Origin of the sequence: Streptomyces minutiscleroticus (assembly GCF_014650875.1) — a bacterium.
GTDB classification, from domain to species: Bacteria; Actinomycetota; Actinomycetes; order Streptomycetales; family Streptomycetaceae; genus Streptomyces; species Streptomyces minutiscleroticus.
This window is the reverse complement of sequence record NZ_BMVU01000015.1, coordinates 17,801-35,392: the sequence shown is the minus strand read 5'-3', so window position 1 is coordinate 35,392 and position 17,592 is coordinate 17,801. Positions and strand designations below refer to the sequence as shown.

The 17,592-nt window shown below is 74.7% G+C and carries 15 protein-coding genes; 5 read left to right on the top strand and 10 right to left on the bottom strand.

Features of this window, described 5'->3' with window-relative positions; all coding sequences use genetic code 11:
- Positions 1-77 precede the first annotated feature (77 nt).
- The 3 genes from IE271_RS16995 to IE271_RS16985 all read left to right on the top strand — a co-directional run bounded on the left by IE271_RS16995 (position 78) and on the right by IE271_RS16985 (position 4,338).
- Positions 78-1,574 carry an FUSC family protein gene (locus IE271_RS16995; protein WP_190191167.1) on the top strand — a complete coding sequence of 499 codons (1,497 nt, stop codon included), beginning with the start codon at positions 78-80 and terminating at the stop codon, positions 1,572-1,574.
- A gap of 525 nt (positions 1,575-2,099) precedes the next feature.
- A complete protein-coding gene (locus IE271_RS16990; protein WP_229919387.1) occupies positions 2,100-3,221 on the top strand; it encodes a nitric oxide synthase oxygenase in 1,122 nt (373 codons plus the stop codon).
- A 70-nt stretch (positions 3,222-3,291) separates the two neighbouring features.
- Positions 3,292-4,338, top strand: a complete 1,047-nt coding sequence (locus tag IE271_RS16985) for a lactonase family protein (protein WP_190191165.1) — start codon at positions 3,292-3,294, stop codon at positions 4,336-4,338.
- 174 nt (positions 4,339-4,512) lie between these two features.
- Here the strand turns inward: IE271_RS16985 and IE271_RS16980 are convergent, their stop codons facing one another.
- From IE271_RS16980 to IE271_RS16955, 6 genes are all read right to left on the bottom strand, one after another.
- Positions 4,513-5,436 (bottom strand): sirohydrochlorin chelatase, encoded by a 924-nt coding sequence (locus tag IE271_RS16980; RefSeq protein WP_190191164.1) that lies wholly within the window; start codon positions 5,434-5,436, stop codon positions 4,513-4,515.
- A gap of 325 nt (positions 5,437-5,761) precedes the next feature.
- Positions 5,762-6,805, bottom strand: coding sequence for an N-acetylglucosamine kinase (locus tag IE271_RS16975; RefSeq protein ID WP_190191163.1), 1,044 nt, complete (start codon positions 6,803-6,805; stop codon positions 5,762-5,764).
- Positions 6,802-7,479, bottom strand: a complete 678-nt coding sequence (locus IE271_RS16970; RefSeq protein ID WP_190191162.1) for a uracil-DNA glycosylase — start codon at positions 7,477-7,479, stop codon at positions 6,802-6,804. Before IE271_RS16970 ends, IE271_RS16975 begins: the two co-directional genes overlap by 4 nt.
- A gap of 155 nt (positions 7,480-7,634) precedes the next feature.
- The gene (locus IE271_RS16965; protein ID WP_190191161.1) at positions 7,635-8,720 is read right to left on the bottom strand and encodes a WD40/YVTN/BNR-like repeat-containing protein; all 1,086 of its coding nucleotides are present in this window, start codon (positions 8,718-8,720) and stop codon (positions 7,635-7,637) included.
- Between the two features lie 180 nt (positions 8,721-8,900).
- Positions 8,901-9,707: a pectate lyase gene (locus tag IE271_RS16960; protein ID WP_190191160.1), complete on the bottom strand. Its 807-nt coding sequence runs from the start codon at positions 9,705-9,707 to the stop codon at positions 8,901-8,903.
- 355 nt (positions 9,708-10,062) lie between these two features.
- The gene (locus IE271_RS16955) at positions 10,063-11,145 is read right to left on the bottom strand and encodes an NADH:flavin oxidoreductase/NADH oxidase (protein ID WP_190191159.1); all 1,083 of its coding nucleotides are present in this window, start codon (positions 11,143-11,145) and stop codon (positions 10,063-10,065) included.
- Between the two features lie 183 nt (positions 11,146-11,328).
- On the opposite strand from IE271_RS16955, the gene IE271_RS16950 reads away from it, so the two are divergent.
- Positions 11,329-11,676, top strand: a complete 348-nt coding sequence (locus IE271_RS16950; RefSeq protein ID WP_229919380.1) for an ArsR/SmtB family transcription factor — start codon at positions 11,329-11,331, stop codon at positions 11,674-11,676.
- Here IE271_RS16950 and IE271_RS16945 read toward each other — a convergent pair.
- From IE271_RS16945 to IE271_RS16930, 4 genes are all read right to left on the bottom strand, one after another.
- The gene (locus tag IE271_RS16945; protein ID WP_190191157.1) at positions 11,605-13,116 is read right to left on the bottom strand and encodes a nucleobase:cation symporter-2 family protein; all 1,512 of its coding nucleotides are present in this window, start codon (positions 13,114-13,116) and stop codon (positions 11,605-11,607) included. The genes IE271_RS16950 and IE271_RS16945 overlap by 72 nt on opposite strands.
- 272 nt (positions 13,117-13,388) lie before the next feature.
- Positions 13,389-13,604 carry a hypothetical protein gene (locus IE271_RS16940; RefSeq protein WP_190191156.1) on the bottom strand — a complete coding sequence of 72 codons (216 nt, stop codon included), beginning with the start codon at positions 13,602-13,604 and terminating at the stop codon, positions 13,389-13,391.
- A gap of 67 nt (positions 13,605-13,671) precedes the next feature.
- A complete protein-coding gene (locus IE271_RS16935) occupies positions 13,672-15,027 on the bottom strand; it encodes an FAD-dependent oxidoreductase (RefSeq protein WP_190191155.1) in 1,356 nt (451 codons plus the stop codon).
- Positions 15,028-15,231: 204 nt separating this feature from the next.
- A complete protein-coding gene (locus IE271_RS16930; protein ID WP_190191270.1) occupies positions 15,232-15,882 on the bottom strand; it encodes a DUF305 domain-containing protein in 651 nt (216 codons plus the stop codon).
- A 199-nt stretch (positions 15,883-16,081) separates the two neighbouring features.
- Between IE271_RS16930 and IE271_RS16925 the strand changes: the two genes are divergently transcribed.
- Positions 16,082-17,584: an LVIVD repeat-containing protein gene (locus tag IE271_RS16925; RefSeq protein WP_190191154.1), complete on the top strand. Its 1,503-nt coding sequence runs from the start codon at positions 16,082-16,084 to the stop codon at positions 17,582-17,584.
- Positions 17,585-17,592 lie beyond the last annotated feature (8 nt).

Genomic DNA, 17,592 nt, shown 5'->3' with positions numbered 1-17,592 from the left:
TGAGCACGTCCTCGCCCCGAGGGCGTGTCCCGAGGACGTCGACGCGAAGTGGGGGCGGGTTGCCGACGGTGAAAAGGATGTTCACGGCTGCGGACCCGGGGCGGGTCCGGCTGCGGACCTCGCTGCGGGCGGTGCTCGGCATCGGCCTCGCGGTGGCCGCGTCGGAGCCGGCCGGGCTGTCGCTCGCGGCGTCGATCACGGGCGGTCTCGCCGCGCTGCTCGCGCTGTTCACGGTGGCCGACCCGACCGTGCGCGGCCAGGCCCTCACCACCGCGCTGCTGCCAGCCGTCGGCCTGCCCGTGCTCGCGCTGGCCGCCGTGCTGCACACGGCACCGGCGGCGCGGGACGCGGCCTGGCTCGCGGTGATCTTCTGCGGCGTGTACGCCCGCCGCTGGGGACCGCGGGGCCACGCGCTGGGCGTCTTCGCGTTCATGATGTTCTTCACCGCGCAGTTCCTGCACGCCGTGCCCGCGCGGCTGCCGGAGCTGTACGCGGCCGTGGCGCTGGCCCTGACCGCCTCGTCCGCCGTGCGCTTCGGCCTGTGGCGGATCGAGCGCCGCTTCCCGCCGGCCGCCGCGCCGGCCCCGCTCGACGGGCGCGGCCTCGCCCGGCCCACCACCCGGCTGGCCTTCCAGGCGACGGCCGCCTCCGCCTTCGCGCTCGCCGCGGGCCAGGTGCTGTCGCACGAGCGCTGGTACTGGGCGGTCGGCGCCGCCTGGTGGATCTTCGTGAACACCGCCTCGCGCGGCGAGACGCTGGTCCGCGGCTTCCGGCGGCTGCTCGGCACGGCCACGGGCATCGTCGCCGGACTGCTGGTCGCCGTGCCGCTGCACGGCGCTCCGGGGCCGACCGCCGTGCTGGTCGCCGTCTGCGTCTTCGGCATCTTCTACACGGCGGCGCCCTCCTACAGCTGGATGATGTTCTTCGTCACCGTCCTGGCCGGTTCGCTCTACGGACTGCTGGGCGTGCTGCATCCGGGGCTGCTGGGGCTGCGGCTCGTCGAGACCGGCGTCGGGGCGCTCGGCGCCGCGCTCGCCGTCGCGCTGGTCCTGCCGGTGACCACGCACGCCGTGACCGACCGCTGGGTGGAGCGGGCGCTGTGCGCCGTGCACGCGTGCACGGCCGCGGCGGCCCGGCGGCTCGCGGGCGACCTGGACGCGGACCCGGCGCCGCGCGCCGCGGAGCTGGAGGCGCTCCTGGGACGAGTCCGCATGGCGCTCGCGCCGCTGGTCCATCCGCTCAACCCGCTGCGGGCGCGCAAGGAGCGGGCGCGCCAGGTGCTCGTCCTGCTCGACGACTGCGCACGGGAGGCGCGGGGCCTCGCGGCCGTCGCCGCCGACCCGGACGCCTCCCACGACGCCCGGCTCACCGCCGCGTGCGGCCGTGTGGAGAAGGCGGTGGAGATGCTGGTCGGGGCGGTGCCCGAGAAGTCGCCGACCGCGCTCGCGGGCGTGCCGGGCCACCACCCGGGCGCCGAGCAGGCCCTCGCCCACCTCCAGGGCCTGGAACGCGCGCTCGCCGCCCTCACCACCCCCTTGCGCCCCTCCTCTCCCTCCACGCTCGTCGGCACCTGACGCTCCCGCCGCGCGCCACCGGTCCCGCGCGGCCCGCGCGGTCAGACGTGTGTGCGAACCATCTAGAGGGTGGATCAGGCGGGGTGCGGGGTAACCCCGCCGCTATCGGACGCACAGAGCCCGCGGACCGTGCGGGAGCGGTCCGCGGGCGGAGCCGTTTGGGGGTTCACCATGCGGAATGTCCCGTACGAGACCGGACGGCGGAGTCCGGCGGGCGACGGCGGCGCACGACCCCCGGAACGGACGGAGGGCACCCATGCGCCACTCCGGGAACGGGCCGAGGGCACGCATGCGCCACCCCCGGCGGGCGTCGGGGGCGCGAGTGCGTCCCCCGGTACGTGGGCGGGGACGGGACCAGGGGGTCCGGGCGGATGGCCCGACCGGGTACCGGCCGCAGGGAGGGCGCGGGGACCGGCCGCCGGGGAGAGGCGGGAACAGGGTGCCGGGGAGGCGCGGACACAGGGGGCCGGGCCCGGTGCGGCTCCCGGCGCCGGCCCGGGCACCGATCCCGCGGCGCGGCGGCTCCTGCGCGCCGCCGCCGAGTTCGTACGGCTCCACCACGCGGAGGAGGGACTCGGCGACCCCGGCCCCCGCCTCGCCGCCGTCCGCGTCGAGATAGCGGGCACGGGGACGTACCGGCACACGCGGGACGAGCTGGTCTTCGGCGCCCGGGTCGCCTGGCGCAACGCCAACCGCTGCATAGGCCGCCTCTACTGGCGCTCCCTGCGCGTGGTCGACCGGCGGGACGTGACGGACGCCGAGGAGGTCGCCGCGGCGTGCGCCGGGCATCTGCGCGAGGCCGGGGGCGGCGGCCGCATCCGCGCCCTGATCACGGTCTTCGCGCCCGACGCCCCCGGCCGCCCCGGTCCGCGCATCTGGAACGAGCAGCTCGTCCGCTACGCGGGCTACCCCGGCCCCGACGGCTCGGTCACCGGGGACCCCCGCAACACGGGCCTCACGGCGCTCGCCCGCCGCCTGGGCTGGCCGGGCGGCCCAGGCACCCCCTTCGACGTCCTGCCCCTGGTGATCCAGGGCACCGACGACAAGCCCCGCTGGTTCGCACTGCCCGGCGACGCGGTGCTCGAAGTGGACCTGGTCCACCCCGAGTACGCCTGGTGGGGCCGGCTGGGGCTGCGCTGGCACGCGGTGCCCGCGCTGGCCAACATGTGCCTGGAGATCGGCGGCGTCTGCTACCCGGCGGCGCCCTTCAACGGCTGGTACATGGGCACCGAGATCGGCGCGCGCAACCTCGCCGACACCGACCGCTACGACCTGCTGCCGCTCATCGCCGAACACCTCGGCCTCGACACCGGCGACGACCGGACGCTGTGGAAGGACCGCGCCCTCGTCGAGCTGAACCGTTCCGTGCTGCACTCCTTCGACCGGGCCGGTGTCACGGTCACCGACCACCACACGGAGTCCCGGCGCTTCCTCGCGCACCTGGGCCGCGAGCAGCGCAGGGGCCGCGCGGTGGGCGCCGACTGGTCCTGGATCGTGCCGCCCATCTCGGGGTCCGCCACCCCGGTCTTCCACCGCACCTACGAGATCGTGGAGCGGCACCCCGCCTACGTCCACCACGCGGAGGCCCGCGCCCGGGCGGCGGGCGGAGCGGACGACACCTTCACCCGATCGGCCGGTTTGGTCTAGTCCTTTCTGCCGAGACTGCTACGGTCGCCCGGGACGGCACGGACCGGACACCGACCGGAAGGGGACGGCAGTGGCAGAGGGCGGCGGGCGGCGGAAGGCCTTCATCGGCTCGTTCACGGCGGCGGGCGGCGAGGGCGTCCTCACCGCCGCCGTCGACGAGGACAGCGGCGCGCTGGACGTGCTCGGCGCCGTGAACGGCGTGCCGGACCCGTCCTACCTCGCGCTGTCACCGGGCGGGGACATGCTCTACGCGGTGAGCGAGACCGAGGACGGCGCGGTCGCCGCGTACCGGCTCACGGGCGACAAGCTGGTGCCGACCGGACCGCCCGTGCCGGTCGGCGGCAGCGGCCCGACCCACCTGTGCCTGCACGGGGGCCACGTGCTGACCGCCAACTACGGTTCGGGCAGCGTCTCCGCCGTCTCCCTGAGGGACGACGGCAGCCTCGACGGGGCCACCGGCGTCCTGCGCCACGAGGGGGCCGGGCCGCACAGCCTGCGCCAGCGCGGTCCGCACGCCCACCAGGTGCAGTCCGACCCGAGCGGCCGGTGGGCCGTGAGCGTCGACCTCGGCACCGACTCGGTGCGCGTGTGCGAGCTGCGGGGCGGGCGGCCCGTCGTGCACCGGGAGGTCGCGCTGCGTCCGGGCTCGGGGCCGCGCCATCTCGCGTTCCACCCGGACGGCCGGTACGCGTACGTGGTCAACGAGCTGTCGCCGACCGTCACCACCTGCCTCTGGGACGCCGCCGAGGGCACGCTGCGCCCGCTCGGCGAGACGCCCGTGCTGCCGGGCCCGCCCGCCGGCGACGCCTACCCGTCCGGCATCGTCGTCTCGCCCGACGGGCGCTTCGTGTGGACCGCCACGCGCGGCGAGGACGTCCTCTCCGTGCTCGTGCCGGACCCGGAGGGCGAGGGGCTGCGGCTGGTGGTCACGGTGCCGTGCGGCGGCGTCTGGCCCCGCGACCTCGCCCTGGACCCGGCCGGGCGCTTCCTGTACGTGGCCAACGAGCGCTCGGGCGACGTGACCTGGTTCGCGGTGGACCCGCGGACGGGGATGCCGCGCAGGACCGGCTCCGTGGCGGCGCCGGCGGCGTCGTGCGTGGTGTTCGGACGGTCCTAGGCAGGCCCCACGGGCCCGCGCGCACGAGGCTTCGCGTGCACGAGTCCTGCGGGCGTACGGGCCCCGCGGACGTACGGGCCCCATGGTGCCGCGAAGGGCCCGCTCCCCGGGGAGCGGGCCCTTTCGTCCTCGCGGTCCTCGACGCCCGGTCGGCGGGCGGCGCCGGCGGCCGTCTCAGCGGACCGGCGCGCCCTGCGGCTGCTGCGGGGCGATGCCGAGCGCCGACGTGTACCTGGCCAGGGCCAGCTTGCCGAGCGCCGGGTACGGGCCGAGCGCCTCGGCGGCGGGGCAGCCCGCCTCCTTCGCGGCCGCGTCGAGCAGCCCGGCGTCCAGCTCGGGGCCGATCAGGTACGGGGCGAGCGCGAGCTGCTGCGAACCCGAGGAGCGCAGCTGCTCGGCGATGTTCGCGATCGCGCCCTCCTCGTCCAGCGCGGCGGCCATCACCGGCACGGCCAGGCGCGCGGCCAGCAGCATGCCGGTGATCCCGGCGGCCTGCACGGCCTCGTCGCCGCCCACGGTGGCGAGGATGATGCCGTCCGCGGCCGTGGCCACGGTGAACAGCCGGGCGCGGTCGGCGCGCGCCAGACCGGCCTCGGAGAGCCGCACGTGCAGCGCCTCGGCCAGCAGCGGGTGCGGGCCCAGCACGTCGGTCAGCTCCGCCGCGACGCGGCTGTCCATGACGGCCTGGCGGACGCGGCGCAGCAGGGCGTTGTCCGGGCCGGCGAGCAGCGGTACCACGACGGCGGCCGGGCCCTCGGGCTCGGAGACCTCCACACCGGCGGCCTTGGCCTGCTCGTAGCGGTCCGTGCGCTCCTCGGCCGCGCGGGCCAGTACGGACCTCAGCGAGGGGAACTCGTCCTCGTCGCCGTCGACGTACCCGATCCGGGCTTCGAGACCGGGCAGCTCGGAGCGCGCGATGCTCACGAGCTCCTCGGCGAGGCTGCGGGTGGCGGCGCTGGGGGTACCCGGCACCGCGAGGACGAGCGCGGGCGCGCCCTCGGGAGCCGCCAGCGGCTCCGGTCGGCGGTGCCGACCGGGCTGGCGGGGTCGCGGCATTCGTACTGGCAGGCCGGACGCGGGTCCAGTGGGGGAGCTCATGGCGCCGCATGTTATCGGCTTCCTGGGCTTCCCTGTTCGGGGAGGGTGCAGGTGAGCGGTATCCGTCCGCTTTTGTCTGCTGGGTTGTGCCGACATGGGCGCCGATCGGTCCCACTCCGGCAGCAATCGCCCGGACCCTCGCACAAGCCGCGGCCATACGGTCGCCCGGCCCTCGCCCTTGCGGTCGCCGGCCCCCGCGCCTGCGGTCGTCCGGTTCCCGTCGTGCGGTCCCCGGGGCCGCCGTTCTCCGGCCGTGCGGGTGCCGGGTCGCGCGGGTGTCCGGGCAGGCGCGCCGTGCGGCCGTCCGGCAGCCGCCCGTCAGCCGTCAGCCGTCCGCCGCCACGTGCAGCATCCGCGTGTCACGGGGGAGCGTGAGCGTGCCGGCGGCCAGGTCGGCGGCGATGCGCAGGGCGCCGTCCAGGGGGTCGCCGGAGGGCGGCACCTGCCGTGCGTGCGGCACGCGCCGCGCCAGCTCCTCGCGCAGCGGTACGAGGAGGGCGTCGCCCAGCCGGGACAGGCCGCCGGTGAGCGCGATCCGGGCGTCCCGGCCGCCGGGGCAGACGGCGGCCGCCGAGTCGGCCATGTGCCCGGCCGCCGCGCGCAGGATGCCCGCCGCGACCGGGTCGCCGGCCGCGCAGGCGGCCACCTCGGGCGCGAAGGAGGCGAGCACGGCGGGCCGGTCGGGGCGCGGGTACAGCCGGCCCGGCAGCGCGGCCGCCGGGCCGAGCAGCGCCTCGGCGCGGGCCAGCAGGGCCGCCGAGCCGCCGGTCCGCCCGTCGTGCTCGCGCAGCGCCGCCTCCAGGCCCGCGCGGCCGATCCACGCGCCGCCGCCGCAGTCGCCGAGCAGGTGGCCCCAGCCGTCCGCCCGGCGCCAGCTCCCCAGGTCCGTGCCGACCGCGATCAGGCCCGTGCCCGCCGCGATCACCGCGCCCGGCCGCGCGCCGAGCGCCCCGGCGTAGGCGGTGACGGCGTCGGCGGCGAGGGCGAGCCTGCGCACGCCGAGGTCGCGCGCGAGCGCCGCGGGCAGTTCGGCGCGCAGGGCGTCGCCGAGCGTGGCCATGCCGGCCGCCCCGACGGCCACGGCGCTCAGCTCCGTCACGCCCGTACGGGCCATCAGGTCCCGTGCCCGCGGGAGCAGTTGCTCCGCCAGGTGCCCGGGGTCGATGCCGCGCGGGCCCGTGCGCACCGGCTCCTCCGTGCGCGACCGGCCCGCCGCCACGAGGTCCGGGCCGTCCGCACTGTCCGCACCGGAACCGGCCGCCGGGCCGGGGGAGGGGATGAGGCCGAGGGCGACCCGCAGGCCCGAACCGCCCGAGTCCACGCCCAGGACGGCGCGTCGCGGGCCGCGGTCCGCCCCGGCCCGTGTCACGGCAGTCGCCAGTCCACCGGTTCGGCTCCCTGACGGGCCAGCAGCTCGTTGGCGCGGCTGAAGGGGCGCGAACCGAAGAAGCCCCGGTCCGCCGACATGGGCGAGGGGTGGGCCGACTCCACCGACGGCAGGTCGCCCAGCAGCGGGCGGAGGTTGCGCGCGTCCCGGCCCCACAGGATCGACACCAGCGGACGCCCGCGGGCGGCCAGCGCCCGGATCGCCTGCTCGGTGACCTCTTCCCACCCCTTGCCGCGGTGGGCGGCGGGGCGGCGCGGTGCCGTGGTGAGCGCCCTGTTGAGCAGCAGGACGCCCTGCTCGGTCCACGGCGTCAGGTCGCCGTTGGACGGCTGGGGCAGTCCGAGGTCGGTGGTGAGCTCGCGGTAAATGTTGACGAGGCTGCCGGGCAGTGGACGCACGTCGGGGGCCACCGAGAACGACAGTCCCACGGCGTGCCCCGGCGTCGGGTAGGGGTCCTGACCGACGATCAGGACCCTCACCTCGTCGAAGGGCTGCTGGAAGGCGCGGAGGACGTTCGCTCCGGAGGGGAGGTAGGTGCGTCCCGCGGCGATCTCCGCCCGCAGGAAGTCCCCCATCGCGGCGATCCGTCCGGCCACCGGTTCCAGGGCCTTCGCCCAGCCCGGTTCGACAATCTCATGCAAGGGTCGTGGTGCCACGGCGTCACCCTACTGCCGTACACGCGGGGCCGGTGAACCGGTGGTCCGGGGTTGGCCGCGGACGACCGGCGGGACGCCGGACGTGCCCTTTCCCGCCCGTTCCGGGTGTCTGTTCCGGACCCGGACCCGGACCCGGCGTCCGCCCCGCGCCGCGCTCACGCGACCACCGCGGCGCGCACGCACAGGACGTCCGGCAGATGGGAGGCCAGCGGCCGCCAGCTGTCGCCGTCGTCGGCCGACGCGTACACCTCGCCGTTGCGGTTGCCGAAGTAGACGCCCGCCGGGTCCGCGTCGTCCGTGCACAGGGCGTCGCGCAGCACCGTGCCGTAGTGGTCGCCGTCCGGCAGCCCCGCCGCGAGCGGCTGCCAGCTCCCGCCCGCGTCCGCCGTGCGGAAGACCCGGCAGCGGCGGTCCGCGGGCACCCGGTCCGCGTCGGCGGTGATCGGGAACACGTACGCCGTGCCGCCGCGGTGGGGGTGGGCGGCCACGGCGAAGCCGAACGTGGACGGCAGCCCCGCTCCGATGTCCGTCCAGTGCGCGCCCGCGTCGTCGCTGCGGTACACCCCCCAGTGGTTCTGGAGGTAGAGGCGGTCCGGGTCGGCCGCGTCCCGGGCGACCTTGTGCACGCACTGGCCGAACTCCGGGTCCGGGTCGGGCAGGAAGACCGCGGAGACGCCGGAGTTGGACGGCCGCCAGCTCTCTCCGCCGTCCTCCGTGCGGAACACCCCGGCGGTGGAGACGGCGACCGTGACGGCCCGCGCGTCGCGCGCGTCGGTCAGGACCGTGTGCAGGCCCTCGCCGCCGCCCCCGGGCACCCACTTGGACCGGGTGGGGTGCTCCCACAGGGGCCGCACGAGCTCGAAGGTCTCGCCGCGGTCCGCCGAGCGGTACAGCGCGGCCGGTTCCGTGCCCGCGTACACCACGTCCGGCTCGGCCGCCGACGGGTGCAGCTGCCACACCCGCTCCAGCGAGGCCCCGGTGTCCTCGGGGAACTTGATCGCGGGCGCGGCGGACTCGGTCCAGGTGCGGCCGAGGTCGTCGGAGCGGAACACGGACGGTCCCCAGTGCGTGCTGTCCCCTCCGGCGAGCAGCCGCGGCGTGTCGCCGCGGGTGTCGATCGCGACGGAGTACACCGCCTGCGCGTTGAAGTACGGGCGCTCGTCGAACTCCCAGGCGCCGCCGCGCCGCCGCCCGATGAACAGGCCCTTGCGCGTACCCACCGCCAGCAGTACGTCGGTCATGCCGACCACCTCCGGGACGTCGTCGTCTCAGACACGGTCAGTCTGCACCCCGGCACTGACAGTGCCCCTCCGGCGGGGCTGCGCCGCAGGTCGGGGCGGTGCACCGAGGGGAAAGGCGACGGCCGCGCGGAGCGCCGTTGGGGAGCGCTCCGCGCGGCCGCCGCCCTCACCGCGGACGGGTCACCTGTAGGTGATGTCGGACGTCGCGTACTTGCAGTACGTGCCGTCGGGACCGCTGCCGTTGGTGCTCGGCTCCGCGCCCGTGTTGTTGCCGATGTACTTCTGGCACGGAACGATCTTCTTGCCGCTGTCCCCGACGACCGTGATGCCCTTCAGGGTCGCGCTGTCACCGTAGTTGGTGTTGATGCCGACGAGCCGGCTGCCCTTGTACGTCGCCTCGACGCCGTTGAGGTTGATCGTCCGCTTGTACTGCGTCTTGCAGTTGCCGCAGGAGCGGACGAAGGTGCCGAAGTTCTGCACCGCGAAGTCGGAGACGTTCAGAGTGCCGGCGCCGTTGAACTGGAACACCTTGTCGCCGGCCTCCTTGGCGCCGCCGCCGGAGACCGTGTACACGCTGGACGAGGAGGAGCCCTTGAACGTCGCCGCGTCCTCGCCGACATCCTCCCACCAGACGTTCTGCAGCGTGCAGCCGCCCAGGCAGTGGATGCCGTCCGCGGCGGGGGAGCCGATGACGACGTTCCTCAGGACGGCGCCCGCGGCGAGCTCCAGGATCGGCCCCTGGTCCTCGTCCTGGCTGCCGTTGCCCAGGTCGCCGCTGCCGTAGAGGCGCTTCATCCCGTAGTCCTTGGTGCCGGACACGGAGATGGTGGAGGAGACCGCCTGGCTGCCGTTGGCGGTGGGCCAGGTGGCGGCACTGGCCGGAGACAGGGTGCTGACTGTCGCGAGCATGCCAATCGCAAGGCCGAAGGCCGCCAGTGTGCCGGCCGGTGCGCGTCCGCGGACGCGTGGACGTATCGAGGAAGTCATGTCCCGATTCCTTCTGTCGCGTGCCGAGGCCCGGGAATCACGGCTCGATCCGGGCCATGTACGTGAATGTCGTACGCCATGCTGTTCTCGGTGCGCGGGAAGCGCGGGCGAAGCAGTGGTGCCGGGTCGCATCGCTGAACGGACCGTAGAGTGCAAGCGCTTTCTGGTCAACGCCTCGCGCCGCTCGGTTCCGGCCGACCCCGGAGGCGGCCGGAACCGAGCGGCGCGTGTGCGGGTCCGGAGGCGTTCCCCGGCCCCGGCGGAGGCGGCCCGTCCCCTCTTCCCCGTCGGCCGGGACGATCCCGACGGGGAAGAGGGGACAGGGAGGGGAGGTGCGCCGTCCGCCCCGGGCGCGTCAGACGGACCGGTGGTACTGGTCCGGCACGTGCACCGCGGCGCCCGCCGCGCGGGCGGCGTGGCGGGCCCACGACGGGTCGCGCAGCAGTTCGCGGCCGAGCAGCACCGCGTCGGCCTCGCCGTTGGTCAGGATCTTCTCGGCCTGCTCCGCCTCGGTGATGAGGCCGACGGCGGCCACGGGCAGGCCCGTCCCGGCCTTCACCCGGGCGGCGAAGGGCACCTGGTAGCCGGGGCCGACGGGAATGCGGACGCCCGCGGCGTTGCCTCCGGTGGAGACGTCGAGGAGGTCCACGCCGTGCTCCTTGAGGTCGGCGGCCAGGCGCACGGTGTCGTCGGCCGTCCAGCCGCCCTCCTCCAGCCAGTCGGTGGCGGAGACGCGGAAGAGGAGCGGCTTGTCGTCCGGCCACACGGCGCGCACGGCGTCGACGACCTCCAGCGCGAAGCGGACGCGGTTCTCGTACGAGCCGCCGTACGCGTCGGTGCGGTGGTTGGAGTGCGGGGAGAGGAACTCGTGGATCAGGTAGCCGTGCGCGCCGTGGACCTCGGCCACCTCGAACCCGGCGGCCAGCGCCCGCCGCGCCGCGTCCGCGAACTGCCCGACGACCTCCCGGATCTGCTCCGCCGTCAGTTCCGTGGGCACCGGGTGGCCCGCGTCGAAGGCGACCGGGCTCGGGCCGAGCGGCTGCCAGCCGTGGGCGTCGTCCGCGCCGAGCGGGGCGCCGCCCGTCCAGGTGCGGTCGGTGGAGGCCTTGCGGCCGCTGTGCGCCAGCTGGATGCCCGGCACGGTGCCCTGCGACCGCAGGAAGTCCGTGACGCGGCGGAACGCCTCGACCTGCGTGTCGTTCCAGATGCCCAGGTCGTACGGGGAGATCCGGCCCTCGGGGGAGACGGCGGTGGCCTCCACGAGGATCAGGCCGGTGCCGCCGGTCGCGCGGGCCCCGTAGTGGACGAGGTGCCAGTCGGTGGGCGCCCCGGTCCCCGGGCCCTCCGGTGCGGCCGAGTACTGGCACATCGGGGCCATCCAGACCCGGTTGGGGAGGGTCAGGCCGCGCAGGGTGAAGGGCTCGAACAGCGCGCTCACGTCGGACTCCATTCGACAGCGTGGGGTCGGGGTCGATTCATACGGTAGACACCGTAGTACGTCGACTGTCAAACAACGGCGCCGCTCGTACAATGAGCCGCGCGGGCGTCCATGACGGAGTGGGACCGCCCCTGGCCTCCGGACGACCCTCGGAGGTGCCGCCACGGACGAACTGGAGCCGTCGTGACGACCGCAGCCCCGGCCGGCAGCCGCGCCCTTCCGCACCCCGCCCGCACGGAGATCCGGCTGGAGTCCGTGCTGCACGCGCTCTCCGACCCGGTGCGCCTGCGGGTCGTGCGGGAGCTCGCCGCCGACGGCGGCGAGCTCCCGTGTTCGCACTTCGACCTGCCCGTCACCAAGTCCACCACCACGCACCACTTCCGGGTGCTGCGCGAGAGCGGCGTCGTCCGGCAGGTCTACCGCGGCACCGCCAAGATGAACGGGCTTCGCCGGGACGACCTAGACGCTCTCTTCCCGGGCCTTCTCGACAGCGTCCTCGCGGCGGCCCGCCGGCAGGCCGACGCCGGCTGAGGCACCGCCGGCGGGACCGCCGCCCCCGGCGGCCGGGGCGTCAACGGCGGCGGGGATGTCGTCGACGGCCGGGACGCCGTCACCGCCCCCGGCGTCGTCCGCGGCGCTGCCCGCAGTGGTCCCGCCGGCCCGACCCGCCTTCCCGGGCAGGTGGTTGAAGAGCAGGTTCAGCACGATCGCCGTCAGGCAGCCGGCGCTGATGCCGCTGTTCATGACCGTCTGGAACCAGTCGGGGAACTTCTCGTAGACCGCCGGCACGCCGACCGGCAGGGTGCCCACGGCGACCGGGACGGCTACGACGGTGAGGTTGTGGTTGCCCCGGAAGTCGACGCGGGCGAGCGTGCGCAGGCCGCTCGCGGCGACCGTCCCGAACATCACCAGGCCCGCGCCGCCGAGCACCGGCGCCGGGACCGCCGCGACCACCGCGCCCAGCTTGGGCAGCAGGCCGAGCAGGACGAGGATGCCGCCGGCGGTGGCGACGACCCAGCGGCTGCGGACGCGCGTCATGCCGACGAGCCCGACGTTCTGCGCGTACGCCGTGTACGGGAAGGTGTTGAAGACGCCGCCGAGGACGGTGGAGAGGCCGTCGGCCCGCAGTCCGTCGGCCAGCGGGCGCGGTTCGACCCTCCGCCCGGTCATCTCGCCGACCGCGATCAGGTCGCCCGTCGTCTCGGTCATCGTCACCACGGCCACGACCAGCATCGACGCGATCGCCGAGACCTCGAAGGAGGGCGCGCCGAAGTGGAACGGCGTGCTGACGCCGAGCCAGTCGGCGTCCCCGACCCCGCCGAAGTCCGTGAAGCCGAACGGCACGGCGACGGCGAGGCCGGCCGCGATGCCGACGAGGACGGCGATCCGGCTCAGGAACACCGGCGCGAAGCGCTGCACGCCGAGCACCACGAGCAGGACGAAACCGGCGAGCGCCAGGTTCTTCGGCTCCCCGAAGTCCTCCGCCCCCTGGCCGCCCGCCGCCCAGTTGCCGGCGACCGGCATCAGGGAGACTCCGATGATCAGGATGACGGTGCCGGTGACCAGCGGCGGGAAGAACCGCAGCAGCTTCCCGAAGACCGGTGCGAGCAGGATGATCGCGAGTCCCGCGACGATCACGGAGCCGTAGATCGCGGGGAGCCCGCCGCCCTCCGTGCCGATCAGCACCATCGGCGACACGGCGGCGAAGGTGCAGCCCTGCATGATCGGCAGGCGCACCCCGAACCGCCAGAAGCCCACGCACTGGATGAGCGTCGCGACGCCGCACAGCAGCAGGTCCGCCGTGATCAGGTAGGCCAGGTCCGCGGGCGGCAGCCCCATCGCGCCGCCGACGATCAGCGGGACGGCCACGGCGCCCGCGTACATGGCGAGGACGTGCTGCAGGCCGAAGGCGGCGAGTCGGCGGACGGGTGGCACTTCGTCGACGGGATGCACGGGAACGGTGGTGGCCATGGGCACTCCAGAACGGCGACGGGCAGGGGACGCGGAACGCTGCGGGCACCGGCGTGGCGGGGCCGGAGGCCCGGGCGGTGCGGGCTGGAGGAGACAGTAAGCGCCTTAAACAGTTTGTTGATTTCGTCTGTGTTGCCGAGAGGTGTCATGCCCGAGGGGCGCGTCCGGGACTCCGCCGCGGGCGCTCCGCCACCGGCTGCCGGCCGGCCGGCGATCGGTCGACGGCCGGTTGACGGCCGGTCAACGACCGGACGACGGCGGCGGAGGCGCCGTCACGCGGTGCGTGCCACGCGAGCTGCGATGCGTACACCGGGCGCCGCCGGGACGCCTTGGGACGTGACGGCGTCGGTCACGGCGCCGTGGGTCGTGACGGCGTGGGTCGTGACGGCGTGGGTCGTGGTGCTGTGGGTCGTGACGGCGTCGGTCACGGCGCCGTGGGTCGTGACGGCGTGGGTCGTGGTGCTGTGGGTCGTGACGGCGTCGGTCACGGCGCCGTGGGTCGTGGTGCTGCGGATCGCGGGTCGCGGGTCGCAGTGTCGCGGGTCGCGATGCGCGTCACGCGTTCCCCGCCCGCGCCGCCGCCAGCAGCGACGCCCAGTCGGGCAGCTTGACCACGCCCCGCCCGAGCGAGGCGCCCAGCTCCGCCTCCGCCCGCTCGATCGCCTGCCATCCGGTCCACCCGACCGGCGCGACCCCGTCCGCGCGCAGCCCCGCGAGCGGGTCGCCGGGCAGGGCCCGCCGCATGAGCGCGGGCGCGTCCTCCAGCAGGGACGCGACGGTCTCCTTCGCGCACGGGCGGTTGGTGCCGATGACGCCCGTCGGGCCCCGTTTGATCCAGCCCGCGACGTACTCGCCGGGGGCGACCGCGCCGCCCCGCAGGACGCGTCCCGCGGCGTGCGGCACCGTGCCGTGCCCGGCGTCGAAGGGAAGCCCGTCCAGCGGGACCCCCCGGTAGCCGACCGAGCGCAGCACCAGCTGCGCCTCGACCTCCTCGTACCGTCCCGTGCCCCGCACCCCGCCGCTCCCGTCCGGCGCCGTCCGCTCGAAGCGCGCCGAGCCGACCCGTCCGCCGTCCGCGAGCAGCTCCACCGGGCGCAGGAAGAACCGCAGCCGGATGCGGCGTGAGGCGGCCGGCCGCGCCGGCCGCCCGGCCCACGCCCGCAGCACCTCGACGTTGCGGCGCTGTGCGGCGGGCAGGCCGGAGGGGTCGGTGTACGCCGGGTCCAGCGCCAGTTCGCCGGGGTCCACGATGACGTCGGTGTCCGGGAGGGTGCCCAGTTCGCGCAGCTCCTTCGTGGTGAAGCGGGCCTGGGAGGGCCCGCGCCTGCCCACCATCAGGATCTCGCGCACCCGGCTGCCGGCCAGGGCGTCCAGGGCCGCCTGCGGCATGTCGGTGGGGCTCAGCTCCGTACTGCCGCGGGCGAGGATGCGGGTGACGTCCAGGGCGACGTTGCCGGCGCCGACGACCACGGCCGTCCGCGCGTCCGGGACGAAACCGTCGGGCGGCGCGTCCGGGTGCGCGCTGTACCAGGACACGAACTCGGTCGCCGAGCGGCTGCCGGGCAGGTCCTCGCCGGGGATCCCGAGGCGCCGGTCGGCGGCGGCGCCCACGCAGTACACGACCGCGTGGTAGAGCGCGCGCAGCCGGGCGGCGGGCACGCCGCCGGGGCCGCCGACCTGGACGCCGCCGAGGAAGCGCACCCGCTCGTGCTCCAGTACCGCCCGCAGGGTGTCCTGCAGCGACTTGATCTTCTCGTGGTCGGGGGCCACGCCGTAGCGCACCAGGCCGTACGGGCAGGGCAGCCGGTCCAGGACGTCCACCCGGACCCCGGGCACCAGGCTCTGCCCGACGAGGCTCTGCGCGGTGTAGACCCCGCTCGGCCCCGAACCGACGACGGCGACATGCAGCACGGCGGAACTCCTTGACCGAGGGATGCGAGGAGTCGCTCCTGGCCCCAGCATCGCACCGTGCGGTGCGCCGGGGGAGGGGGAAGACCGCCGGACGGCCGAAGTCCGGAAGCGGACGCGAACGGAACGCGCCGCCCCGCGGACGCGGCCGGGGAACGCTTCCGCCGCCCCGGTGGCCAGGAGCACGCACCCGCCCCCGGCGTCCGCCTAGGTCATGTCGCGCATCTTCGTGATCTCCACTGTCTGCTGGGAGATCACGTCGTCGGCCATCTCGCCGATCTGGATGTTGTTGCCCTGGGCGAGCACGTCCGTGGCCATGGCGATGGCGCCGTCGTGGTGGGTGATCATCAGCTTCAGGAAGAGCTCGTCGAACGCCTCGCCCTTCGCGGCGCGCAACTTCTTCAGCTGCGCCTGCGTGGCCATCCCGGGCATCGCCGCGTGGTCGTGGCCCGTCCGTGCGTCCCGCTCGCCGCCGTCGTGGTTCTTCAGCCAGCCGCGCATGGCCTCGATCTCCGGGCCCTGAGCGGCCGAGATCCGTTCGGCGAGCCGCTTGAGCCGCGAGGACTCCGCCCGGTCCGGAACCAGCGCGGTCATCTCCACGGCCTGCGTGTGGTGCTCGATCATCATGCGGGCGTAGGAGAAGTCGGCGGAGTTGGGCGAGTCGTCCTCCGCGCGGTGCTCCGCGGCCTCCTGGGCGGAGAGGGTCTCGGCCGCCTCGCCGGGCTTCCCGGGGGCGATCACCGAGGGGCCCGTGCCCTCGGCCCCGGCGCCGTCGTCGTCCGGCCCGGAGCAGCCCGCGAGCGCCAGCGCGGCGCAGGCCGCGACCACGAGCGCGCGCACGGACGGACGGAGAGACACCACGGCAACCTCCTGGTTGGGGTACACGGACCGGTGGACACCTCGTGAGTGCCGGGAACCGTCCTAGCACGTCTCCGTGCTCGGGTGATCGGAAACTTTCATTACGAGTACGTTGCCACCTGTTGATCTGTCCATGATGACGACGATACTGCGTGGTGCCTGAACCGTTCATCTGCGAACGGCGGCAAGGGAGGACGCAGTGACCCTGTTGAACATTTCCCGAACGCGGCGCAGACGCCTGGGAGTCGCCGCCACGGCGGCGGGACTCCTGGCCGCGCTGCTGACGGCCGGCCCGGCGGCCGCGACCCCCGACCCCGGGGACGCCCCCGCCGCGGAGAAGAAGGTCTCCAGGTCGGCGCAGGCCGAGGCCAAGGAGGCGATAGCCGGCGGCGACATCCCCGCGCAGGACGAGGTCGTCCACTCGGACAACATCGAGCACCTGACCAACATCCCCAAGGACGTGCTCCCGGGCACCAACTCGGACCTGGCCTTCCAGGGCAGGTACGCCTTCGCCGGCAACTACGACGGTTTCCGCATCTTCGACATCAGCAACCCGAAGAAGCCGAAGACGGTCTCCCAGGTGCTGTGTCCCGGATCGCAGAACGACATCTCCGTCTCCGGGAACCTGCTCTTCCTCTCCACCGACTCCTCGCGCAGCGACGACTCCTGCAACAGCACCACGCAGCCCGCGACCGAGAAGTCCTCCTGGGAGGGCATGAAGGTCTTCGACATCAGCGACAAGCGCAACCCCAAGTACGTCGCCGCCGTCGAGACCGCCTGCGGCTCCCACACCCACACGCTGGTGCCGGAGCGCAAGAACGTCTACGTCTACGTCTCCTCGTACTCGCCGAGCGCCGCGTTCCCCGACTGCCAGCCGCCGCACGACGGCATCTCCGTCATCAAGGTGCCGCGCAAGGCCCCGCAGAAGGCGGCGGTCGTGAACTTCCCGGTGCTCTTCCCCGGTGAGGGCGCGGACGGCGGCGGCAACCCGGGCGCGCCCACCAACCCGGGCGTGTCCAAGACCACCGGCTGCCACGACATCACCGTGCTGCCCTCCGAGGACCTCGCGGCCGGCGCCTGCATGGGCGACGGCATCCTGTTCTCCATCAAGGACCCGGAGCACCCGAAGGTCATCGACCGGGTCCAGGACAACGTCAACTTCGCGTTCTGGCACTCGGCGACCTTCAACCAGAAGGCGAACAAGGTCGTCTTCACCGACGAGCTGGGCGGCGGCGGCGCGGCCACCTGCAACGCGGCCACCGGCCCGGACCGCGGCGCCGACGGCATCTACGACATCGTCGGCAAGGGCGACAAGCGCAAGCTCGTCTTCCGCAGCTACTTCAAGATCCCGCGCCACCAGGCCGACACCGAGAACTGCGTCGCCCACAACGGCTCGCTGATCCCGGTCAAGGGCAAGGACCTCATGGTCCAGGCGTGGTACCAGGGCGGCGTCTCCGTCTGGGACTTCACCGACTCCGCCAGGCCCAAGGAGATCGCCTACTTCGAGCGCGGTCCGCTGAGCACCGAGTCCCTGGTCACCGGCGGCTCCTGGTCGGCGTACTACTACAACGGCCACATCTACTCGAACGACATCGCCAAGGGCTTCGACGTGCTGAAGCTCGACGACCGGCGCACCGACCCGGCCAAGAAGGTCCGCCTGGACGAGCTCAACGTCCAGACGCAGCCGGACTACTTCGACTGACGTCCGGA